This window comes from Tardiphaga sp. (assembly GCF_025356345.1).
Lineage (GTDB): Bacteria > Pseudomonadota > Alphaproteobacteria > Rhizobiales > Xanthobacteraceae > Tardiphaga.
Genome location: NZ_JANXTC010000214.1, coordinates 1 through 21,286 on the forward strand (window position 1 = coordinate 1; position 21,286 = coordinate 21,286).

20 protein-coding genes are annotated in these 21,286 nt (G+C 62.7%); 7 read left to right on the forward strand and 13 right to left on the reverse strand.

Annotated features, from left to right (window positions below; translation table 11 throughout):
- Window positions 1-87: 87 nt before the first annotated feature.
- The 7 genes from Q0S16_RS13130 to Q0S16_RS13160 all read right to left on the reverse strand — a co-directional run bounded on the left by Q0S16_RS13130 (window position 88) and on the right by Q0S16_RS13160 (window position 6,118).
- Window positions 88-528: a response regulator gene (locus Q0S16_RS13130; RefSeq protein WP_295848877.1), complete on the reverse strand. Its 441-nt coding sequence runs from the start codon at window positions 526-528 to the stop codon at window positions 88-90.
- Complete coding sequence (locus Q0S16_RS13135) at window positions 525-2,015, reverse strand: CHASE3 domain-containing protein (protein WP_295848880.1); 1,491 nt, start codon at window positions 2,013-2,015, stop codon at window positions 525-527. The genes Q0S16_RS13130 and Q0S16_RS13135 overlap by 4 nt, the downstream gene beginning before the upstream one ends.
- 163 nt (window positions 2,016-2,178) lie before the next feature.
- Window positions 2,179-3,528 (reverse strand): acetyl-CoA carboxylase biotin carboxylase subunit, encoded by a 1,350-nt coding sequence (gene accC, locus Q0S16_RS13140; RefSeq protein ID WP_295848883.1) that lies wholly within the window; start codon window positions 3,526-3,528, stop codon window positions 2,179-2,181.
- A 112-nt stretch (window positions 3,529-3,640) separates the two neighbouring features.
- A complete protein-coding gene (gene accB, locus Q0S16_RS13145; protein WP_295848884.1) occupies window positions 3,641-4,126 on the reverse strand; it encodes an acetyl-CoA carboxylase biotin carboxyl carrier protein in 486 nt (161 codons plus the stop codon).
- A 36-nt stretch (window positions 4,127-4,162) separates the two neighbouring features.
- Window positions 4,163-4,630 (reverse strand): type II 3-dehydroquinate dehydratase, encoded by a 468-nt coding sequence (aroQ, locus tag Q0S16_RS13150; protein WP_295848887.1) that lies wholly within the window; start codon window positions 4,628-4,630, stop codon window positions 4,163-4,165.
- A gap of 276 nt (window positions 4,631-4,906) precedes the next feature.
- Window positions 4,907-5,806: a DUF1236 domain-containing protein gene (locus Q0S16_RS13155; RefSeq protein ID WP_366517827.1), complete on the reverse strand. Its 900-nt coding sequence runs from the start codon at window positions 5,804-5,806 to the stop codon at window positions 4,907-4,909.
- A 12-nt stretch (window positions 5,807-5,818) separates the two neighbouring features.
- On the reverse strand, window positions 5,819-6,118 hold the full coding sequence (locus Q0S16_RS13160) for a hypothetical protein (RefSeq protein WP_295848890.1): 300 nt from the start codon (window positions 6,116-6,118) through the stop codon (window positions 5,819-5,821).
- A 23-nt stretch (window positions 6,119-6,141) separates the two neighbouring features.
- Here Q0S16_RS13160 and Q0S16_RS13165 point away from each other — a divergent pair, with 23 nt between their 5' ends.
- Window positions 6,142-6,300 carry a hypothetical protein gene (locus Q0S16_RS13165; RefSeq protein ID WP_295848892.1) on the forward strand — a complete coding sequence of 53 codons (159 nt, stop codon included), beginning with the start codon at window positions 6,142-6,144 and terminating at the stop codon, window positions 6,298-6,300.
- A gap of 194 nt (window positions 6,301-6,494) precedes the next feature.
- On the opposite strand, the gene Q0S16_RS13170 is transcribed toward Q0S16_RS13165, so the two are convergent.
- The 5 genes from Q0S16_RS13170 to Q0S16_RS13190 form a co-directional block, all read right to left on the reverse strand.
- A complete protein-coding gene (locus tag Q0S16_RS13170; protein ID WP_295848894.1) occupies window positions 6,495-8,021 on the reverse strand; it encodes a porin in 1,527 nt (508 codons plus the stop codon).
- Window positions 8,022-8,273: 252 nt separating this feature from the next.
- Window positions 8,274-9,041: a Crp/Fnr family transcriptional regulator gene (locus Q0S16_RS13175; protein WP_295848895.1), complete on the reverse strand. Its 768-nt coding sequence runs from the start codon at window positions 9,039-9,041 to the stop codon at window positions 8,274-8,276.
- A gap of 143 nt (window positions 9,042-9,184) precedes the next feature.
- Window positions 9,185-9,499 carry a hypothetical protein gene (locus tag Q0S16_RS13180; protein WP_295848897.1) on the reverse strand — a complete coding sequence of 105 codons (315 nt, stop codon included), beginning with the start codon at window positions 9,497-9,499 and terminating at the stop codon, window positions 9,185-9,187.
- A gap of 23 nt (window positions 9,500-9,522) precedes the next feature.
- Window positions 9,523-10,290: a DsbA family protein gene (locus Q0S16_RS13185; protein ID WP_295848898.1), complete on the reverse strand. Its 768-nt coding sequence runs from the start codon at window positions 10,288-10,290 to the stop codon at window positions 9,523-9,525.
- A gap of 66 nt (window positions 10,291-10,356) precedes the next feature.
- Window positions 10,357-11,754 (reverse strand): M48 family metalloprotease, encoded by a 1,398-nt coding sequence (locus Q0S16_RS13190; protein WP_295848901.1) that lies wholly within the window; start codon window positions 11,752-11,754, stop codon window positions 10,357-10,359.
- A gap of 111 nt (window positions 11,755-11,865) precedes the next feature.
- On the opposite strand from Q0S16_RS13190, the gene Q0S16_RS13195 reads away from it, so the two are divergent.
- The 3 genes from Q0S16_RS13195 (at window position 11,866) to Q0S16_RS13205 (ending at window position 15,248) form a co-directional block, all read left to right on the forward strand.
- Window positions 11,866-13,074: an aminotransferase class I/II-fold pyridoxal phosphate-dependent enzyme gene (locus tag Q0S16_RS13195; RefSeq protein ID WP_295848903.1), complete on the forward strand. Its 1,209-nt coding sequence runs from the start codon at window positions 11,866-11,868 to the stop codon at window positions 13,072-13,074.
- Between the two features lie 136 nt (window positions 13,075-13,210).
- Window positions 13,211-13,771 carry a biotin transporter BioY gene (locus tag Q0S16_RS13200; RefSeq protein ID WP_295848916.1) on the forward strand — a complete coding sequence of 187 codons (561 nt, stop codon included), beginning with the start codon at window positions 13,211-13,213 and terminating at the stop codon, window positions 13,769-13,771.
- Window positions 13,772-13,916: 145 nt separating this feature from the next.
- Window positions 13,917-15,248 carry a dicarboxylate/amino acid:cation symporter gene (locus tag Q0S16_RS13205; protein ID WP_295848905.1) on the forward strand — a complete coding sequence of 444 codons (1,332 nt, stop codon included), beginning with the start codon at window positions 13,917-13,919 and terminating at the stop codon, window positions 15,246-15,248.
- Window positions 15,249-15,438: 190 nt separating this feature from the next.
- On the opposite strand, the gene Q0S16_RS13210 is transcribed toward Q0S16_RS13205, so the two are convergent.
- Window positions 15,439-18,039 (reverse strand): ribonuclease E/G, encoded by a 2,601-nt coding sequence (locus tag Q0S16_RS13210; RefSeq protein WP_295848908.1) that lies wholly within the window; start codon window positions 18,037-18,039, stop codon window positions 15,439-15,441.
- Window positions 18,040-18,066: 27 nt separating this feature from the next.
- On the opposite strand from Q0S16_RS13210, the gene Q0S16_RS13215 reads away from it, so the two are divergent.
- The 3 genes from Q0S16_RS13215 to Q0S16_RS13225 all read left to right on the forward strand — a co-directional run.
- A complete protein-coding gene (locus tag Q0S16_RS13215; RefSeq protein ID WP_295848910.1) occupies window positions 18,067-18,741 on the forward strand; it encodes a hypothetical protein in 675 nt (224 codons plus the stop codon).
- Window positions 18,742-19,479: 738 nt separating this feature from the next.
- Window positions 19,480-20,649 (forward strand): N-acetylmuramoyl-L-alanine amidase, encoded by a 1,170-nt coding sequence (locus tag Q0S16_RS13220; protein ID WP_295848918.1) that lies wholly within the window; start codon window positions 19,480-19,482, stop codon window positions 20,647-20,649.
- Between the two features lie 213 nt (window positions 20,650-20,862).
- Window positions 20,863-21,286, forward strand: a 424-nt coding sequence (locus tag Q0S16_RS13225) for a transglycosylase domain-containing protein (protein WP_295848912.1), incomplete at its 3' end; no start/stop codon positions are given.

Genomic DNA, 21,286 nt, shown 5'->3' on the forward strand with positions numbered 1-21,286 from the left:
TGAAGCCGAGCCGGGTCAGGCCGCGGTCGACCAGCCGGGCCAGCGCCGGGTCATCGTCGATATACAGCAATGTGGGGACGGCTGCGGTCATATGGCGGCTGGCGGAACCTGAATGACGGAGAAGAACAGTCCGAGCTGGCGGATGGCGTTGGCAAAGCTTCCGTAGTTCACCGGCTTGGTGATGTAGACGTTACAGCCAAGCTCGTAGCAGCGCTTGATCTCCTGCGCATCGTCTGTGGTAGTGAGGACCACGACCGGCGCGCATTTGAGATCACTGTTCTCCTTGACCCTGCGCAGAATATCGATCCCCGTCATGTCGGGCAAATTGAGATCGAGCAGGATCAACAGCGCCTCGCCCTTGTGGTCGTGGCCGCTGGCATCCTTGCCGAACAGGTAGTTCAGCGCATCTGTACCGTTGGTGAACGGAATGATTTCATTGTTGACGCCGGACCGGCGGATATTGCGTTCGATCAGCCGGGCATGGCCCTCGTCGTCTTCGATCATGATGATGGTTACTGGCTTGCTCATGCTTGCTTGTCCCGGTTGGTGCCCGTCCATCTTGCCGGCAGGGTGACGGTGAAGTTACTTCCATGGCCCAGTTCGGACGATACCGACATCGTCCCGCCGAGCCGTCTGACCAGCGCGCGGACATGGGCCAGGCCAATGCCCTGGCCGGGTCTGTCCTGTGTACCCGCCCGGCGGAAAAGATCAAAGATGCGCTGGTGGTCTTTCGGGTCAATTCCGCGGCCATTGTCAACGATTTCAAAAATCGCGAAACCCATCTTGGAACGGCCGCGAACCAGGATATCACCGGGCACGCCGGGCTTCAGATACTTCAGCGCATTGTCGATCAGGTTGGAGAAGATCTGTTCCATCGCCAATCGGTCGCTGACGATGTTCGGCAGCGGCTCGATGCGGATCGTGGTCTCGGTCTCGGCGGCCTGATGTGCCACGGTGGAGGCGATATTCTCTATCAGGTCGCGGATGTCGATTTTGACCGGCTTGAACTCACGGCGGCCTTCGCGCGTCAAATTGAGGATCGCGCTGATCAGCCGGTCCATCTTGCCGATCGACGACTTGATGAAGCCGAGCGCCTCGGTGAAATCGGTGGAGAGCTGCTTGTCCTGTTCTGGAAGTAACGGCTCCGGCAGTTCGCCGTTGACGCCGGGCACCACCGGGGCGTCATTGGCCAGCGTGGCGATGCGGCGGAAGATGTCGCCGCGCAACTCTTCGAGCTCGCTGGTAAAACCCATGATATTGACCAGCGGCGATCGCAGATCGTGGCTGACGATGTAGGCGAAGCGCTGGATTTCCTCATTGGCCTCGCGCAAATCCGCGGTGCGTTCCTCGACCGTCGTCTCCAGATTGAGATTGTTGTCGCGCAGGGCCGCCTCGGCGTCATCGCGGGCGCGCGACGAACGCCGTACCAGAAAGATCGACAGCGCGGCCAGCGCGATCACGAGGGAGGAGCCGGTAATGGTGACGATGGAGGCGAGTTGCTGGGTGCTGTCCGCGGTGCGCGTCCGCTGTGCGAACAGCCGCTCTTCTTCCGCCCGCATTTCGCGCGAGATGTGACCGATCGCCTGTACCGCTTCGTTGGACTGGCCGGCGCGCAGGAGGGCGATGCCGCTGGCGACATCGTTGTTCTTGACGCGATCCATGCCGCGGGCGAATTCCGCGAGACGGGTATCGACCGCCTCGCGGAGTTTGGCGGCGTTCTTTATCTGTACCGGGTTGTCGGTGGTCAGGCCAGTGAGCTTATCCACGGCCGGAAGTATCGTGCCGGCGGCCGTCTCGTATTCGCGAAGAAATTGCGGAGAGGCCGATAGCAGATACGCCCGGGTTGCGCTCTCGGCGCGGCGGATTTCAAGTAGCACGGTGGAGAGCTGGTTTTCGACCTCGACGGTGTGGAGTACCCACCCGGAATCCCTGCGGGCCTGATTGACGAGAATGACGGAACTCGCGCTGATCGCCACCAGCACCGCAAAGCCCGCGGCAAGCAGCAGGATCTGCACAATCGATCGCCGACGTGCCGTATCTGCGGTGACGGGCGGCTCGGTCCGGCTTGAAAATTTGATCACACGTCCCCCGCACCGGAATGAAGCCGGGCAGTGCATAAACTTCTGTCGCAACCAAGAGTTCCACGCTGCGACGAATTATTCGCAGCCTGGATACCGCTTACGAACTGGCCTTGCCGGCAAGATACTGTTCGAGCCAATGGATGTGGTAGTCGCCATCGATGATGCCGGGTTCGCGGACCAGTGCCCGGAACAGTGGCAGCGTGGTCTCGATGCCATCGACCACGATCTCGTCGAGCGCGCGGCGCAGCCGCATCAGACATTCCGGCCGGTTCTTGCCATGCACGATCAGCTTGCCGACCAGCGAGTCGTAATAGGGCGGTATCACATAGCCCTGATAGACCGCCGAATCGATCCGGACGCCAAGGCCGCCGGGCGGGTGATACTGGGTGATGCGGCCGGGCGACGGTCGGAAGGTCGCGGGATTTTCGGCGTTGATGCGGCATTCGATCGAATGGCCGTTGATGTTGACCTCTTCCTGGGTGCAGGGCAGGTCGCCACCGGCGGCGATCCGGATCTGCTCCAGTACGAGGTCGATGTCGGTGATCATCTCGGTGACGGGATGCTCGACCTGGATGCGGGTGTTCATCTCGATGAAGTAGAATTCGCCGTCTTCGTAGAGGAATTCGATGGTGCCGACGCCGAGATATTGCATCTCCTGCATCGCCTTGGCGCAGGTCGCGCCGATCTTGGCACGCGCGGCCGCGGTGAGAATGGGCGAGGGGCCTTCTTCCCAGATCTTCTGGTGGCGGCGCTGCAGCGAGCAATCGCGCTCGCCGAGATGGATGGCGCCACCGCGGCCGTCGCCGAGCACCTGGATCTCGATGTGGCGCGGCTTCTGTAGATATTTTTCCAGGTAGACCGAGGCGTCGCCGAACGCCGCCTTCGCTTCGGTGGCGGCGGTCGATAGCGCCAGCATCAGGTCGCCTTCGGTTTGCGCCACCTTCATGCCGCGGCCGCCGCCGCCGGAGGCGGCCTTGACCAGCACCGGGAAGCCGATCGCACGCGCGATAGCCATCGCATCATCCTCGGGACCGACGCCGCCCTCGGAGCCGGGCACGACGGGGATGCCGAGCCGTTTGGCGGTTTTCTTGGCCTCGATCTTGTCGCCCATCAGGCGGATATGTTCAGCCTTGGGGCCGATGAAGTGCAGATTGTGGTCGGCGAGAATCTCGGCAAAGCGGGCGTTTTCCGACAGAAAGCCATAGCCCGGATGCACCGCGTCGGCACCGGTGATCTCGCACGCCGCCAGCAGCGACGGAATGTTGAGATAGCTGTCCTTGGAGGCCGGCGGCCCGATACAGACGCTCTCGTCGGCGAGGCGCACATGCATGGCATCGGCATCCGCGGTGGAATGCACGGCCACGGTGGCGATGCCGAGCTCCTTGCAGGCCCGCAGGATGCGCAGCGCGATTTCGCCACGGTTGGCGATCAGGATTTTTTCGAACATTGGAATACCGGGTGAAGATGCGAATCGTGATTAGCGAATAGGGAGTGGCAAACAGCGGATGGTTAATCGAACAGCCTCTTTCTACTCGCTATTCGCCACCCGCCATTCCCTGCTACTCAATAATGACCAGCGGCTCGCCGTATTCGACCGGATTGCCGTCTTCCACGAGAATTTTCGTCACGGTGCCGGCCCGCGGCGCGGGGATCTGGTTCATGGTCTTCATCGCCTCGATGATCACCAGTGTCTGACCGACGGCGACCTTGGTACCGACTTCGACGAACGGCCGGGCACCGGGCTCCGAGGCCCAATAGACTGTGCCGACCATCGGCGAGGGCACGGCGCCCGGATGCTTGGCCGCTTCCACCGGCGCGGCCACGGGGGCGGGCGCAGCGGCATATTGCGGCGCCGGCTGGTAGTTCGCCGGCATCGCCGCGGCGACGCTGATGTTGCGGGCGACGCGGACGCGCAGTCCGGCATGCTCGACCTCGATCTCGGTGAGGTTGGTTTCGTCGAGCAGCAAAGCCAGTTCGCGGATCATCGCGCTGTCGTAGCTGGCTTTCGGGGTCGCGGTCTGTGTTTCGTCAGGCTTGCGGGCCATGGGGACATCCAAATTCGATGGGGTGAAAGGGAGACGTCAGGCGATCGCCGTGGCGCCGATTTTCGCGGCAAGGCCGCTGATTGCGAGGCGGTAGCCTTCAATGCCAAAGCCGCAAAGGCTCGCGAACGCCGCCTTGGCGGTAAAGGAATGGTGACGAAAACCCTCGCGGGTGTAGACGTTGCTGATGTGGACTTCGACCGCCGGTATCTTCACCCCGATCAGCGCGTCATGCAGGGCGATCGAGGTGTGTGAATAACCACCGGCGTTGATGATGATGCCGACCGCGGCTTTTTCACGGGCCTCGTGGATGTAGTCAATCAGCGTGCCTTCATGATTGGATTGTCGGCAGTCGGCGGTGAGGCCGAACCGGGCGGCGGCTTCGACGCACAGCTTCTCGACGTCGGCGAGGGTGGCATGGCCATAGGTCTCGGGCTCGCGGATTCCCAGCAAGTTGAGGTTGGGCCCGTTCAGCACGTAGACGGTCTTGGTAGCTGGTGTGGCCATCAGAATATCCCGGCAAATGTCCGCGATCGGCGCGCGACGCGCGGCAGTCCGGGGGTTTATAGGTAACCTCAACGCTGAGGGGAAGCCTTCCGGCAATCGGTTCCCCCAGTCAAATATCTCACCTAATTCAGAAATTCCGCATCAATCCGGCGGAAAGGCCTCGTAGCCAAGCTTAAAGGCAGCTTTGCGGCGTTGGCGCGCGCCGTCGCCTCGCAACGAAAACGGGCGGCCCCTAAGGACCGCCCGTCATCGGATAGGCTAAACATGGGTTGCCGATCAGGCCGGGAGAACGGCGACGATTTCAAGGGTCCTGGGATTCACGACGATGATCTCGTCGCGGACCAGGAAGAACTCGTAACCGCGCCAGTCCGGATACACGGTGATGATTTCAGTTGGTAGCGGATGGAAGCCGACATCGCGGGGCACACGGGTACCTACCGAAACCGTGAAGTTGATGTTGGTCACCGGCTTGATGTTCTGCTGCTTGATCGTGGTGGTAATCGTGGTTCGCTGCTCGGTCGACAGCTTGGCACCCGCGCCGGCCTGGCCGGTGGTCGTCGATGCCTTGGAATCGGCGGCCGCCTTGTTGTCCGGGGTGTTGCCGGTTCGATCCGCCTTCATGTCCTTGCCGGCCTTTGGATCAGTCTTTTCGCCGGTCTGGGCCGATGACGGCTGCTTGGCATCGCGCGCTGAATCGGATGCACGCTGGCCGCCATTGTCACGCTGCATTTTGTCATCGGACTGGCTGGACCGGGTCTCGGCGCCGGCTTCCGGGCGCTTGGCCGTGTCGTTCGCCTCGTCGCGGTTGGTTGGAGCGCTACGCTCCATCGGCGCGGCACGGTCGGCGGGAGCCGCGGACGGCGCCGCGCGTTGCGCCGTGCCTGCCGCGGGCGCTTCCCGGCTCATGCCGGCGCCGGCATTTTGCGCTTGTGCAAGACCGGCTCCGGCGATCAGAGCGGCCGCCGCTACACTCATCATCAAATGTTTTGACATGGAATTCTCCTCGATGGTTGCATTGCCCGGCTTACAACGGGAGGTGCAGTGGGATGTTCCATAAAACGTTTGCCCGCTTCTCGATCGAGCACGAAATGAATAGCGCGACGGGTCGCGGGTTAGGACAAGCTTAACCTCTGGTCTGCCCGTTTTGGCTGTCCCCTGTTCGTTCCCGAAGAACAAAAGGTGTCGCTGTCAGGGCTCGATGGGCGTCTGGTAAATTTCTGTTCCGTCTTCATCGATCACCACGACATTGCGCGGCGTCTGGCTCTCGATGTCGAGGGCAATCTGGTGCGCGATATCGTGCGCGATCACCTTGGCCTGATCGTCATTCTGGCAGTCCATGCCGACCGGATCTTCAAGCAGATAACCATCAATGATCTCAAAATGATATTTTGGCATGTCGCTCCCTCTCTCGATGGGCAATGCCGAGCGATGACCGATGTTCCGGAGGTTAGTGCTGTGCGGTCGGGAACCTTGCGGCAAGGCGCGCATTGCAGCACATGAGGAATTTTGAAATGACGGCGTGGGTTGATCTGTTCGTGCGGAAGTTCGGCGCCGCGACGCCGATCGAAACAACGGTTTCGAATTTTGTGGCTGGCGTGATCGAGAAGACCGCGAACCGACTGGCGCGATTCGAGCCCGACGCAGCGGCGGTCGAACAGGAAGCGGCGTGATCGCGCTCCAACAAATCCTGTGATCGATCAATAATCTCAGAATTTTCGACACGGCGGTCGCCTGAGATTTTTCACCTTTGCGATGCCGCAGCCGTATGTTTCGCCGCGATCCGCGTTGCATTCAATTATACACCTCCGGCGGGGCATCGCCGGAGGTGTCTGGAGTTTACATGGTCGTTGAGGTCTCCTTGTTGCTAAAAGCTACGTAAAATCTGCAAGGCGCCGTTGTACGCATTCTGGTCCTTCAACGTGTAGGTCTGCTTGGGCAGGCCCGACGCGGTGCCGGTGTAGGTGCCGGTCAGATTCTGGTCGAGGTGGCTGTAGATGAACTCGGCCGACAGCGTCAGATTCTTCACGGGCGTCCACGACGTCTTGGTGCCAATCTGGGCCAGACCCAGATCGAAGCTTCCGGTCGCGGCCAACGTGCCCGCGCTGGTCGCGGCAGCCGAGCTGGAATTAGTGCCGAGGCCACCCGTGGTTCCACCGCTGAAGGCGGACATCAGAAGCGCGTTGCCCGCGTCGCCATAGGAGATGTGACTGTAGTTTCCGAACACCGAGGTCCGCCATGACGGCGTCCAGTAATGCTCGTAATAGGCGCTGACTTCCCACGCGCTGCTCTGGATCACCTGACCGCCGGTCGCGAAGACACCATCCAGAATATAGCCGAAGCCGAGGCTGTTGCCCGAGTACTTGGCGTATCGCCCGCCGCCCGAGGTGTCGGTGGTGCCGCCGAACACGTATTTCGCCGCACCTTTGCCGTAAGCTGCGTCAAACTTCAGACTGTCGCCCGCGCCGGTCGGCAGATCCTTGAACTCGACGGCTGCCGTGAGCGCGTATCCGTACGCATCATCCGGGTGGCCGGTCGACTCGTTGGAGCCATAATAGCCGGCGCTGACTTCATGCATCGCGGCGCCGAAGTGCAGCGTGCCCCAGTTCTGATCAAGGCGCACGTTCCCGACGATCTCCGGCAGGTGATTGCCGGCCTGGTCGTTGCCAAGAAACGTGTTGGATGTCGAGCCATAGGCCGAACTCGTATAGGAACTCGCGCCCGGTCCGACGATGAAGGTCGACGTATTGTAAAGTCCGGCATTGCGATAGGGCGACGAATTCTCGAGCGACAGTGTCGCAGATACGCCGCCGCCAAAACTTGCCGTGTAGGCCAGTTGCGGAATGCCGGTGGTGTTGTTCGAGCCGGCATTGAAGCCGGAGGAGATCGTCGGCTTTGCCAGCGCCCACTGCGGATCAAACTGCGAGACGGCCTTGCCGAACGTGAATCCTGCGAATTGGATGAAGGCGAAGTCGACCTCGACGAAGCCGCCGCCAATGCTCTCGCGATCCTGCGAGAAGTCGAACTGCAGGTTGGCGTAGGTGCGTACGACACCGTACTCGCTCGCCGTCCTGGTGTCGGTCGTCATGTTCACGCGCTCGCGCGTCGCATAGTAATTCTTGGTCGAGACGCCATTGCCGCCGGTGCCGCCCTGCCAGAACGGCGTGTCATATGTGCCGCCATTCAGGGCGACGTCCAGTCGAATGGCGCCGCCGATCTTGATGCAGGTGTCGGTGCCTGGAATATAATAAAAGCCAGCGCCGTACAGCGAACACACCTTCACATATTCGACGGCCTTCGCCTTGACGGGCAGGTCGGCCGCGTGCGCGCCGGTTGCCACTACGATACTTGCCGCCGTGCCGAGGGCAACTGCGAGGGTCGAGAACATCTTCATTATGAACCTCCAATCGTGATTCAATAAGGCGCGTGGGTCGTGCCTGATGCGAGGCGGACTTTCCTGATCCTGGCAATGACGGCTAATTCAATCGAACGATTTTGTTAGTCGAAAATGCGCGAATTTATCTGTCTCGCTACCACCGCCACCTTGGCTCATCCGTTCGTGATGCAGGATAAAAACACTGTACGCATCGTACCGAACAGCGTGGTGTTGAAGTCGGTGTGTTCTTTGAGATGCAGTTATGTACGTTCAGTACAGACCGTGTGGATCGATCGTGCCACGCGTATGATCCTGCATCCTCATCTCCTCGGACGCGCTTTCGAAACTTCGTGACTGATGTTCGCAGCGATATGCGTTTGCGATGATTCGATAGCAGTGACAGGCTCGTTGCTTCAGTTTATCGGGCGCGTGGACATGCAGAAGCCCCCTTGATTTTCGAAGTATGCCGTCCGTCTCGAGCTTAGTCAGGGCTTCTGTAAGCCCCGCTCGCCGAAGGCCGAGAATGTCGGCGAGACGCTCATGGGTGATGGCCACAGCGCCGCCGTCCAGTGCATCGAAAGTCGTCGCCAGCCAGCACGAGAGCCTCTGCGTCAATTCATGGCGAGTGGCACAGAGGGCGGTCTGCGACGCGTGCATCAGGACGGCCACCGCATTCTGCAGCAGCCGGCTGCGTATGGAATGTCCGTCAGCCATCAGGCGGAGGAGGTCGGTCGTGGTTATGCGCGATGCCCTGCCTCCGATGAGCACGATTGAGTGGTGGGCGGAATTCACCGTCTCAAGCGCGACGATTCCGCCGGCCGCGCCGTTGCGGCCGGCTGTGGCCGTTTCGATCAGTCGCCCCGCTGTCATGTTCATGAGGGATACGATGCCGCTTTCCATGAAATAGACATGTTCAATCGGTGCGCCGAGTTCGTGGACGACTGCGCTGTTCTTCAGGGCAACGGAAGTGATGTAGGGCTTGATCGCCTTCAGCTCTTCGCGCGATAGCGACAGGAGAAGTCGGTTTCTGGTTTCCATTGCGCGGAGGACCCTCACATTAGGCTGCGTCAAGAGCGGATCTGCAGAATGAAGTTCTGATCCTGACTTCGATCGAAGAGGTCACGCCCCTTGTGCGTGCACTAACGCCGGTCCGGCGATGAAAGTAAGTTCATCGTGTTTCATCACATTGCCGATTTGTCCGAAGCCATGTCCGGCTGTATCGTTCTGTTACGCGACTCGTGAAAACCCGCCGCACGTGTCCCGTCGTGATTGAAATGTGTCATGACGCAGAACCAGCGTTCGCGGATGTTGCTGTCAGCAGCCGGCCGCCGTGTCGACAGGCCGCTCGACACTGAACCGTCGAGTTCGCCTGAGGCTGCCCGGAAAAATCGCGATTGGGGCAGGGGCGCGCGTAGAGGCTCTATACAGTTGATGATTTGCCGCGTCGTCAGATGACGCAACAAAAAACCGGCTGCGATGCAGCCGGTTTCCTTCACTCACAGATTTGTAGTCAGCTAGCTCAGCACATCGACTTGCCGCAGCGCGCATTGCTGATCTTTTCCTTCAGCGCGTCCATGCCGACCGCGCCGATCACCACCTGATTGCCGATCACATAGCTCGGCGTGCCGTTCATGCCCATCGATTCCGCGAGCTTGAAATTTTCCTCGATGGTGGCGCGTACCTCGGAGCTGACCATGTCCTTCTCGAGGCGGGCGACGTCGAGACCGGCTTCCTTGGCGGCCGCGAGCGAGCGCGCCTTGTCGGCCTGGCCGCGGCCGCTGAGCAACTTCTGGTGGAAGTCGAGATACTTCTTGCCGGTGGGGTCCTGCATCCGAACCGCGACCGCGACCTGCGCGGCTTCCACCGAGCCGGGCCCGAGCACCGGGAATTCCTTCAGCACGACCTTCAGCTTCGGATCGGTCTTCATGATCTCGACCATGTCGGTCATGGCCTTCTTGCAGTAGCCGCAATTGTAATCGAAGAATTCGACGAAGGTGACGTCGCCGTCCTTGTTGCCGACCACGACGCCGCGCGGCGAATTGAAGATCAGGTTGGCATTGGCCGACACGGCGGAAGCGTGCTTCTCGGCTTCGGCGGCGGCCTGGCGCTTGGTCAGTTCGGCCGACACTTCCTCCAGGACTTCGGGATGGGCCAGCAGATAATCCTTCATGATCTTCTGGATTTCGCCACGCTGGGCATCGTTGAAATTCTGCGCCGAGGCGACCACGGGCGCGCCGCACAAGGTCAGTGCGACGACTGCGGAAGCTAGCAAGCGGAACGAAAACATGGGTAATCCTCTCGGAGATCGTGTGTCAGTGTCTGGGACGGTTGTATCAGATCAGGCGTTGCTTTGTCAGGGCGTCGGCTTGGCGGCGACGATATCGTCGGCTTTGACCCAGCCCGGGGTTCCAATGGCGAACCGGGCCTTGGCGCGCGATGCCAGATCGCGCGCGGTCTTGTTGTCACCGCGTAGATAGGCGGCCTGAGCCGATGCCAGATCGGCCTCGGCGTAGTCTCCCTTGCGGCCATAGGCCATGGCTAGCTGCGCATAGCCGATCGGTGCCTCGCTTTCCCGCGCCACCGCGCCGCGCAGGATCCGGATCGCCTCATCGAGGGTGGCTTTGTTATCCGACGCCACCAGTGCCTGCCCAAGTAACATCTCGATGAGCGGCGCGTTATTGGAAAGCTGCACGGCGCGGCGCAGCGGCGCTATCGCCTCGGCCGACTTGCCGCCCTCCAGCAGAGCCTGGCCGCGCAATTCGTAGAAATAGGGGTTGTTGGGTTGAACCGCGATCAGGGCGTCGATCTGGGCCACCGCATCGCGCAGGTCGCCATGGCGATAGGTCGCGATGGCGCGGGCGTAGCGCGCCGGCAGTGAGGTATCCGAGGAAGGGTAGCGCCGTATCACGGTGTCGCGCTGCTCCATGAAGCCCGATGTCTTGGCGCGCATCAGGTCATGGCGCAGCTGCAAGGCGGGATCGTCCTTCTTGTCCCAATAGGGGCTGGTCCGGGCAAATTCCTCCAGCGCGGCGACGCGTTCGCGCGGCATCGGATGCGATTGCTGATAGGGGTCGGCGCCGCGAGCGGCGAACAGGTTGTCGCTGGAGAACCGCTTGAATGTCTCCGACATGCCCTTCGGCGATTGCTGGGTCGCGGTCAGGAATTTGACGCCGGCCCGGTCGGCGTTTTCTTCCTGCTGGCGCTGATAGGACAACATGGTGCTCTGGAACAACGCCTGCGGCGCGCTGACCGCGGCCATGCCGACATTGCCCATGCCATTGTTGGTGCCGCCGCCGCCCTTGGCGCCGGCCACCATGGCGCCAACGCCGAGCAGCATCGCCACGATCATCGAGGTCTGGGCGCGCCCCATCTGTTCGCGAAGCTTCGACAGGTGACCGCCGGCAAGATGTCCGGTTTCATGCGCCAGCACTCCGATCAACTGATTCGGCGTCTGCGACTGCATCAGCGCGCCGTAATTGACAAAGATGCGGTGACCGTCGGCGACGAAGGCGTTGAACGAGCCGTTGTTGATGATCGCGACCTGGATGTTCTGCTTCTCCAGACCGGCGACGCGCAGAATCGGGCGGGTATAATCCCGCAGCAACTGTTCGATCTCGGCGTCGCGCAGGATCGGCGGGCCGCGATTTTCCTGCGCCCGTGCCGCGACCGGGGCCAACAGCATGGCGGCGGCCGTGAACAGCGCGGTGAGCCTGGAGGCGTTACGGCGCCACTGTCGCAGGTCTTTCATCATTGGCCGTGGTTCGATTTCGAAATATGACCTAATAACCCGGATAATACGGCGGGAGCACGGCGTGGCGTTCTCGCCGGGATGTGCCGGACGCCGCGCAGATAGCAGGTTTCGATGTCAGATACGATACTCAGGGCACGGGCTGGGAGCCTGTTGACGGCTTCGGCGCGTGGCGACGTGCCGCCCTTCATGGTGATGGACGTGATGGCCGCCGCGGCCCGGATCGAGGCCGAAGGCGGCCATGTGATTCACATGGAAGTCGGGCAGCCCGCCGCCTCGGCGCCGAAGGTGGCGATCGCCGCCGCGCAGGCGGCGCTGGCGCAGGGCCGGATCGATTATACCTCGGCGCTGGGCATTCCCAGCCTGCGCGCGCGGATCGCGCGGCATTACCGCGAGGTCTATGGCTGCACGGTCGATCCCGAGCGGATCATCGTCACCACCGGTTCCTCGGGCGGCTTCATCCTGGCCTTCCTGGCGATGTTCGAGCCCGGCGACCGCGTCGCCGTCACCGTGCCCGGCTATCCGCCGTACCGGCACATCCTCAAAGCGCTGGGCTGCGAGCCGGTACTGATCGAGACCCATGCCGATACCCGCCATGCCCTGACCGGCGAAGCGCTGCTGGAGGCGCATCGCAAGGCGCCGTTGAAAGGCGTGCTGGTGGCCAGCCCCGCCAATCCGACCGGCACCATGATGTCGAAGCAGGCGCTGACCGGGCTGATGCAAGCGGCTGACAGCGAGGGCATCCGCTTCATCTCCGATGAGATCTATCATGGCCTCGATTACGCCTTTCCGGCGGTGACGGCGGCGGCGCTGTCCGACGACGCGCTGGTGATCAATTCGTTCTCGAAATATTTCTGCATGACCGGCTGGCGGGTCGGCTGGATGGTGGTGCCGGAACCGCTGGTGCGGTCGATGGAACGGCTGCAGCAGAACCTGTCGATTTCGGTGCCGACGCTGTCGCAGATTGCCGCCGAGGCGGCGTTCGATGGTCGCGCCGAGATGGAAGCGATCAAGCACGGCTACCAGGATAATTGCCGCATTCTGATCGAGGGGCTGCCGCAAGCCGGGCTCAGCGAATTCCTTCCGGCCGACGGCGCGTTCTACCTTTATGCCGATGTCTCGAAATTCACCTCCGACAGTTTTGACTTCGCGCGGCAATTGCTGGAACAGGCCCATGTCGCCGCCACGCCCGGCAGCGACTTCGATCCAATCCACGGCCGTTCCTATGTGCGGTTCTCTTACGCGCAATCCAGCGCCGACATGCACGAGGCGGTGGCACGGATCAGCCAATGGCTCGGGCAGGGCGGCCCGCAGCGCCGCTGATCGCCATTTGCCCCCATGCAACTCGCCGTGTCGTCCGCGCTCGCTTGTTCATTCCCGCGTTGATCCGCGCGGCTTCCAGGAGTAGTCATTGTCGAACATCCCCACCGATCCCAGCCATCGTCCGATCGCCGCCGTGATGTGGCCGACGCGGGCCGATGGCGCTGCCGGTATCGCGCGAGCCGTCATTCTGGCCGCGCTGGGAACGGCGCTGCTGGCAGCGTCGGCCAAGATCAATCTGCCGCTGCCCTACGTGCCGATGACGCTGCAGACGCTGGTGGTGCTGATGATCGGCGCTGTCTACGGCTGGCGGCTCGGCGTCATGACGGTCGTCGCCTATCTCGCCGCGGGCGCGGCCGGCCTGGCGGTATTCGCCGGTCCGGTCGGCGGGCTGGGGCCGTTGCTGGGGCCGACGGCCGGCTACCTGTGCGGCTTCGTCGTCGCCACCTTCGTCGTTGGCTGGCTCAGTGAGCGCGGTTGGGATAGTTCGATGCCGAGGCTGTTCGTGGCGATGGCGCTCGGTCACGTCGCCATCCTGGCACTGGGGTTCGCCTGGCTGGCGTTCGGCGTCCGGCTCGGCGTCGAGAAGGCGTGGCTGGCCGGCGTGCTGCCGTTCCTTGCCGGATCCCTGGTCAAGAATGCGCTCGGCGCGGCGCTGGTGCCGGCGATCCGCCATCTGGTCGATCGCAGGCCTGGCTGATTTTGCGGGGCGGGTAGCCGCCGGCCGCTGCACGCGGGCGGCGTATCAAATCAATTGCATGACTAAATGACTAATAGCGGGTTGCCGGGGGTGCGGCATTCTGTGCTATTGACCCGTCATTAAAGAACTTACGGGAGAAAATGTTATGGCGGTGATCGCGACGACGGGGGCACCGGCCTCTGCCGCAAAACCTTGGTACAAGGTTCTCTATCTGCAGGTGCTGGTCGCCATCGTGCTCGGCGTCATTGCCGGTTCGTTTTTCCCAAACTTTGCCACCAATGAATGGATCAAGGCGCTCGGCGACGGCTTTATCAAGCTGATCAAGATGGTGATCGCGCCGATCATCTTCTGTACCGTGGTGTCCGGCATCGCGCACATCCAGGACGCCCGCAAGGTTGGCCGCGTCGGCATCAAGGCGCTGATCTATTTCGAGATCGTGTCGTCGTTCGCGCTGATCCTGGGCATGGTGATGGGCAACCTGTTCCAGGTCGGCCACGGCCTGGTGACCAAGGTCGATGCCACCAACGCGGCCGTTGCCGGCTACGTCAAGCAGGCCGAAGCGCAGAAGTCGGTGGACTTCGTGCTCAATATCATTCCGGACAGCGTGGTCGGTGCCTTTGCGCGCGGCGACATCCTGCAGGTGCTGCTGTTCGCGATCCTGTTCGGCTTCGCGCTGATGGCGCTGGGCGAGCGCGGCCATACGCTGCGCGATACCATCGATGACGTTTCGCACGCGATCTTCGGCGTGATCGCGATCGTCATGAAGGCGGCACCGGTCGGCGCGTTCGGCGCGATGGCCTATACGATCGGCAAGTTCGGTCCGGCGGCGCTCGGCAATCTGATCGGCCTGATCGCGCTGTTCTACGGCACCGCGGCGCTGTTTGTGGTCCTCGTGCTCGGCCTGATCGCCCGCTTCGTCGGCTTCAGCATCTTCAAGTTCATCGCCTATATCAAGGATGAGCTGCTGATCGTGCTTGGCACCAGCTCCTCGGAGAGCGCGCTGCCGCAGCTGATGGCCAAGTTGGAGCGGCTCGGTTGTTCGAAGTCGGTGGTCGGCCTGGTGGTGCCAACCGGCTATTCGTTCAACCTCGACGGCACCAACATCTACATGACGCTGGCGACTTTGTTCATCGCGCAGGCGCTGGGCATCGACCTGACATTCGGTCAGCAGGTGACGATCCTGCTGGTGGCGATGCTGACCTCGAAGGGCGCCTCCGGCGTCACCGGCGCCGGCTTCATCACGCTGGCCGCGACCTTGACGGTCGTGGATCCGCGGCTGGTGCCGGGCATGGCGATCGTGTTCTCGATCGACAAGTTCATGAGCGAGGTCCGCGCGCTCACCAACATCACCGGCAACGGCATAGCCGCGGTATTCGTGTCGTGGTGGGAAGGCGAGCTCGATCACGAGCGCATGCACGCCAATCTGAACAAGACCATCGATCCGTCGGATCTGGAAACGGCCGTGACAACGGGCTGAGCGCCGCTCGCAAGGCATTGTTACGAAAGCCGCCCGGTTCGCCGGGCGGCTTTTTGCTGCCTGTCATTCCGGGTTCACGCTCAGTTGGCTCCGCCGCCTGCGCGTGCCCTGGAATGACAGTATGGCGCATACGAAAAAGCCGCCCGGTTTTGCCGGGCGGCTTTTCAATATTCAGGTACTGGACCCGGCGTTAGTCGTTGCCGAGCACGCGCGACCACCAGCCGGCCTTGCGCGGGGCGTTGTCGGCCACAGGTTCCGGCACGGCAGCTGGCGCCGGCGTCGGTGCCGGCACAGGTTCAGGCGCCGCCGCAACAGCGGGAGCTGCAACGGGAGCCGCGGCCGCAGTCGGTTCGGAGGAGGCGAAGTTGACCTTTTCGCGCACCGTCGAGCGACGGCGGGCGGCGGCCTTGTCATCCTCCGGAGCCGGCGCTTCACCGACCGGTGCCACAACCGGCACGGGGGCAGGAGCTGCCACCGGCTCGGCGGCCACAGGCGCCGTCACCGGAGCCGCTTCGTAGCGGCTCGGTTCGGGCTGTGCCTCGGGCTCGGCGTGAGTCGCGATGGCCTGAGTGGTCGCCTCATCATGGGGATGCTGCGAGATGCCTTGATGTGTCTCCGACGCGCCTTCGAGATCCGCGACGGCCTCGCTGGCTTCCGACTCCGAGCGGGGGCCGAGTTCGTCGGCGATCGAGCCGACCAAACCATCTTCCGGTCCGCCACGCCGGCGACGTCCACCGCGACGACCGCGACGGCGCGGGCGCCGTTCGCCGTCGACCGGCTGCTCGCCGCCGCGGACCTCGCCGGACTGCTCATCCGATTCCTCGTCATCGCCTTCGCTGTCGTCACCGACGCTCTGCACATTGCCTTCGCCGGCAATGGCCGGCGTCTCGGTGCCGTCATTCTCGCCAGCCGGTCCGCCGTCGCGGGCCTCGCCGGAACGTCCACGCCGGCGCCGACGGCGCTTGCGCTTGCGGCCATCCGCGTCGGTCTCGCTGCCGGCGCTGTCACCCGACGTCTCTTCGTCGGTGGTGAGGCCTTCGGTCTCTTCGGTCTCGATCTCGGCTTCCGTCTCGAAGGATTCCTCCTCCTCGAACGGTTCCTCTTCCAGCGCCGGCGGGAACGCCGCGACCTGGGCCGCAAGGACGGCCTTTGCGGCCTCCAGCGTATGCACCTGTTCGCCACGGTCGATCACGAACGACTGCTGGCCGGTCACGGTCGGATCGGCGATCACGGCCAGCGTAACCTTGAAGCTGCTCTCCAGATCCCGCAGATGGCCGCGCTTGTGGTTGAGCACATAGAGCGCGACGTCGGTGCGCGTGCGCACGATCAGATTATGCGTGGCGCCCTTCATCAGGATCTCTTCCATGCCACGCAGCAACTGCAGCGCGACCGAGGAGACCGAACGGACATGACCGTTGCCGCCGCAATGCGGGCAGACCTCGGTGGAGCTTTCCAGCACGCTGGCGCGGATGCGCTGGCGCGACATTTCGAGCAGGCCGAAATGCGAGATGCGTCCGACCTGGATGCGGGCGCGATCCTGCCGCAGGCAGTCGCTCATCTTGCGCTCGACCGAACGGTTGTTGCGCTTCTCGTCCATGTCGATGAAATCGATGACGATCAGGCCGGCGAGGTCGCGCAGACGGAGCTGGCGGGCGACCTCTTCGGCCGCCTCCAGATTGGTCTTGAGCGCGGTGTCCTCGATATGGTGCTCGCGAGTCGAGCGGCCCGAGTTGACGTCGATCGAGACCAGTGCTTCGGTCTGGTTGATGACGATGTAGCCGCCGGACTTCAGTTGCACCGTCGGCGTGAACATCGCGTCGAGCTGGCTCTCGACACCCATCCGCGAAAACAGCGGCTGGCCGTCGCGATACTGCTTCACCACCCGGACGTTGGACGGCATCAGCATGTGCATGAAGTCACGGGCTTCCGTGTAGCCGGCTTCGCCGGCGACCTGGATCTCGTCGATTTCCTTGTTGTAGAGATCGCGCAGCGAGCGCTTGATCAGCGAGCCTTCCTCATAGACGAGGGTCGGGGCCTGCGACTTCAGCGTCATGTCGCGCACGGTTTCCCACATGCGGATCAGATATTCGAAGTCGCGCTTGATCTCCGGCTTGGTGCGCGAGGCACCCGCGGTGCGCAGGATGATCCCCATGCCTTCCGGCACGTCGAGATCCGACACCACTTCCTTGAGGCGGGAGCGATCCTGCGCCGAGGTGATTTTACGCGAGATGCCGCCACCGCGCGCGGTGTTCGGCATCAGGACGGCATAGCGGCCGGCCAGCGACAGATAGGTGGTGAGCGCGGCTCCCTTGTTGCCGCGTTCTTCCTTGACGACCTGCACCAGCATCACCTGGCGGCGCTTGATGACTTCCTGGATCTTGTACTGGCGGCGCGGACGGAACGAGGCGCGATCCGGCACTTCTTCCAGCACGTCTTCGCCGCCAACCGACTCGACGATATCCTCTTCGGCTTCTTCCTCGTCCTCATCCTCGTCGTCGTGCTCATCGCTCTCGACGGCCACGGCAGCGTGCTCGTCATGATGAGGCGCGTCGTCGGCATGGGCGAGGTTCTGCGCGGCGGCATGGGCCGCGTCGTGATGGTCCTCGTGACCATGATCATCATGCGCATGGTCATGGGCGTGATCGGTATGGGCGTGATCGTCCTTGGCGACCGCGGCCACCGGCGGCACCTCGGCAACGGCTTCCGGCGCCAGTTCGGTCGAAACCGGCTGGTCGGAAGCGACCTCGGCGGCCGGCGTCTCGGCCGTTACGGCTTCGACCGGGGCAGGCACCGGCGTTTCGTTTGCGACCTGAACGTCGTGATCATGGTCGCCGACGGCGTGGCCTTCGGCATGTTCATGGGCATGGCTGTGATCGTGACCGTCGTGATCATGGTGCTCGGCATCGGAGACATGGTGCCCGGCGTCGTGGGCATGATCATGCACGGCGAATTCCGAATCGCGCGGCTGCTCGGCCTGCGACGGATCGATCGCTCCGGCTTCGACCACATCGCTCTGGACCCGTTCGCTGCTGCCGCGGCGGCGCGAATTGCGGTGGCGCGGGCGCTTGCTGCCGCGGCTGGATCGGTTGTCGGTCTCTTCTTCGGCCTCGCGATGGGCGCGCTCGTCGGCTTCGATCAGCGCCTGACGGTCGGCGACTGGGATCTGGTAATAATCAGGGTGGATTTCGCTGAAAGCGAGGAAACCGTGGCGATTGCCGCCATATTCGATGAAAGCGGCCTGCAGCGACGGCTCAACGCGCGTTACCTTGGCGAGGTAAATGTTACCGCGGAGCTGCTTGCGCTGCGCGGTCTCGAAATCAAACTCCTCGACGCGATTGCCGCGGACCACGACCACCCGGGTCTCTTCCGGGTGGGTCGCGTCGATCAACATTTTGTTTGGCATTTGGGGGCTCATGACGGCGGAAGGCGCGCGTGGCGGCAAGCGCAGAAGGCGCGGCCGGGTGACGCAACGGTCCACCTGATTCGGGGGTGAGGGGAAGGCCGAAACGCAACCCGGGGCGCCGTGTCGATCGCGAACCCAGAGCAGGGCGACGTGCGAAGCCATGACTGTCTAAGTCTTGGTTTCGCATCGGCGCAGGTCCCGCGTGGGTCTCGGTCGGCATCACAGTCTGGCGCATCAAGCGTCGGCCCGTCTGAACATCATGGCGGCAAAGGCGCCGCCTTTATTGCTGGCGTCCGGCGCGACGCGGAAAGCGTTCGCCGGCCCTCGCTATGCCGCTCGGGGGAGCGGAATAATCGGTCATGAAGTGTCTAAAGCCGCCCCTGGAAAGATGACCTGGGACCGGACGCCGCTCGGGCTAGAACCGCCCATCTGATCAACCGCGCGCTGCGCTGATTGTAGAGGGGAGATCGGAAAAACACTGAAACCTCCAAGGGATCCTTGGGGGAACAGCGCTGCACCGGGAGGCTGAACGCGACACAACCGGAGTTAAACCGTCAGCGCTTTGTTCATACGAGGATTGGCGGGCGCATGCAAGCGAGGCGTCACACCCCTGCAACACTTGGCGGTAATCGGTCTGTTGACCTTAAGCATCGGTTAACCGTGCGATCCTATTGGGTTAATGTGGGGCTGCTTCGGAGGCACGGGGTTTTTTTGACGCGCCAGGCAAACCATATCGGAAGGCTGGTGGCTGCGCTTCTGAGCGTCGCCGCGGTCGATCTATTTTTCCCGGCCTCGGCCCATGCCGCGGGCGAAGTTCCGGGGGCCGAGATTGCGGCCCCGTTTCCGGTCGCGACTGACGTGCGGATCGCGGGCGACGAGCATCAGACCCGTTTCATCCTCGACCTCGACAAGCGAATTTCGCTGCGCGCCTTCACACTGGCCGATCCCTACCGGGTGGTCATCGACATCCCCCAGGTCAGCTTTCAGATCAATGCCGGGGCTGGCGCGGCCGCGCGCGGGCTGGTCAAGGCGTTTCGCTACGGGCTGGTGATGCCCGGTGGTTCGCGAATCGTGTTCGACCTCTCCGGACCCGCCAAGATCAAGAACGCCTATGGGCTCGATCCCGCCAATGGCCAGCCGGCGCGGCTGGTGATCGACCTCGAATCGGTGGATCGCACCGCCTTCGTCCAGGCGCTGGCGGTCGAAAGTCGGCCCGAACTTCGCCCGGCGATTGGTCCGGTGGCGGTACCGCCGGCCGTGGCGGCGCTCGCCGCTCCGAAACCGGCGAATGACGCGCGGCCGGTGGTGGTGATCGATCCCGGTCACGGCGGCATCGACAACGGTACCCAGTCCGGCGGCGAGGCCGAAAAGGGCCTGGTGCTCGGCTTCGGCATCGCGCTGCGCGACCGGCTCGAAAAGGCCGGTAAATACCGCGTGGTCATGACCCGGACCGACGACACTTTCATTCCGCTCGGCGACCGCGTGAAGATCGCGCGCAATCAGTCGGCGGCCTTGTTCGTCTCGATTCATGCCGACGCGCTGCCCAAGGGCGAGGGCGATGCCCAGGGTGCGACCGTCTACACGCTGTCCGACAAGGCCTCGGATTCCGAGGCCGAACGGCTGGCTGACTCGGAAAACAAGGCGGATGCCATTGGCGGCGTCAATCTGACCGAGGAACCGACCGATGTGGCCGACATCCTGATCGACCTGGCGCAGCGCGAAACCCGCGCTTTCTCGAACCGGTTTGCCCGACTGGTGGTCGGCGAAATGAAGACGACCGCGCGGATGCACAAGCACCCGTTGAAATCGGCGGGTTTCCGGGTGCTGAAGGCCCCCGACGTGCCGTCGGTCCTGATCGAGTTGGGCTATGTCTCGAACAAGGAAGACCTGTTGCAGCTGCAGTCCGAAAGCTGGCGGTCGAAGACGGTTGGCGCGGTGGCTCAGGCGATCGACGGGTTTTTCTCCAAAAAGATCGTCTCGGCCGGGCCGAAGAACTGATCACGGAACTGAAAAGACAGGGGTTTTAATGTTGAAAGCCCTAGTTTCGACACAGCGTCAGCTTTATAAAAATTTTCGCGCGACCGCCAGATTCGGTCAGAACCCGTCCCGCAGCCCTCGATGTGTTGGCTAGCTGACCTGGTTAGTTGGCTTGGCGACGATGAGAGCCGCTGTGATAGATTGCGGCGCAGCGATTGAAACGGATCTTCGATAATGCGTTTGCTGGTGCGGTTTTTAGGATTTTTGTTCGCCGCCGGGACCGTCGTGTTCCTTGTTGGCGTGGCCGCCGCCGCCGGCATGATCTGGCATTATTCCAAGGACTTGCCGGACTATTCGCAGCTTCAGGATTATGAGCCGCCGGTGATGACCCGGGTGCACGCGGCCGATGGCGCGCTGCTCGGCGAATATTCCAAGGAGCGCCGGCTGTACCTGCCGATCCAGGCGGTGCCGAAGCTGGTGATCAATTCGTTCCTCGCGGCCGAAGACAAGAACTTCTACGAACATGGCGGCATCGACTATTCCGGCATGGCGCGCGCGGCCGTGCTGTACGCGCAGAATTACGGCTCCAACCGCCGCCCGCAGGGCGCCTCCACCATCACCCAGCAGGTCGCCAAGAACTTCCTTTTGACCAACGAAG

Excerpts from the sequence above, each read along its gene's own strand:
- Q0S16_RS13130 (WP_295848877.1), bottom strand. The coding sequence starts at position 528 with ATGAGCAAGCCAGTAACCATCATCATGATCGAAGACGACGAGGGCCAT.
- accC (WP_295848883.1), bottom strand. The coding sequence starts at position 3,528 with ATGTTCGAAAAAATCCTGATCGCCAACCGTGGCGAAATCGCGCTGCGC.
- accB (WP_295848884.1), bottom strand. The coding sequence starts at position 4,126 with ATGGCCCGCAAGCCTGACGAAACACAGACCGCGACCCCGAAAGCCAGC.
- aroQ (WP_295848887.1), bottom strand. The coding sequence starts at position 4,630 with ATGGCCACACCAGCTACCAAGACCGTCTACGTGCTGAACGGGCCCAAC.
- Q0S16_RS13160 (WP_295848890.1), bottom strand. The coding sequence starts at position 6,118 with ATGCGCGCCTTGCCGCAAGGTTCCCGACCGCACAGCACTAACCTCCGG.
- Q0S16_RS13165 (WP_295848892.1), top strand. The coding sequence starts at position 6,142 with ATGACGGCGTGGGTTGATCTGTTCGTGCGGAAGTTCGGCGCCGCGACG.
- Q0S16_RS13170 (WP_295848894.1), bottom strand. The coding sequence starts at position 8,021 with ATGAAGATGTTCTCGACCCTCGCAGTTGCCCTCGGCACGGCGGCAAGT.
- Q0S16_RS13175 (WP_295848895.1), bottom strand. The coding sequence starts at position 9,041 with ATGGAAACCAGAAACCGACTTCTCCTGTCGCTATCGCGCGAAGAGCTG.
- Q0S16_RS13185 (WP_295848898.1), bottom strand. The coding sequence starts at position 10,290 with ATGTTTTCGTTCCGCTTGCTAGCTTCCGCAGTCGTCGCACTGACCTTG.
- Q0S16_RS13190 (WP_295848901.1), bottom strand. The coding sequence starts at position 11,754 with ATGATGAAAGACCTGCGACAGTGGCGCCGTAACGCCTCCAGGCTCACC.
- Q0S16_RS13195 (WP_295848903.1), top strand. The coding sequence starts at position 11,866 with ATGTCAGATACGATACTCAGGGCACGGGCTGGGAGCCTGTTGACGGCT.
- Q0S16_RS13200 (WP_295848916.1), top strand. The coding sequence starts at position 13,211 with ATGTGGCCGACGCGGGCCGATGGCGCTGCCGGTATCGCGCGAGCCGTC.
- Q0S16_RS13205 (WP_295848905.1), top strand. The coding sequence starts at position 13,917 with ATGGCGGTGATCGCGACGACGGGGGCACCGGCCTCTGCCGCAAAACCT.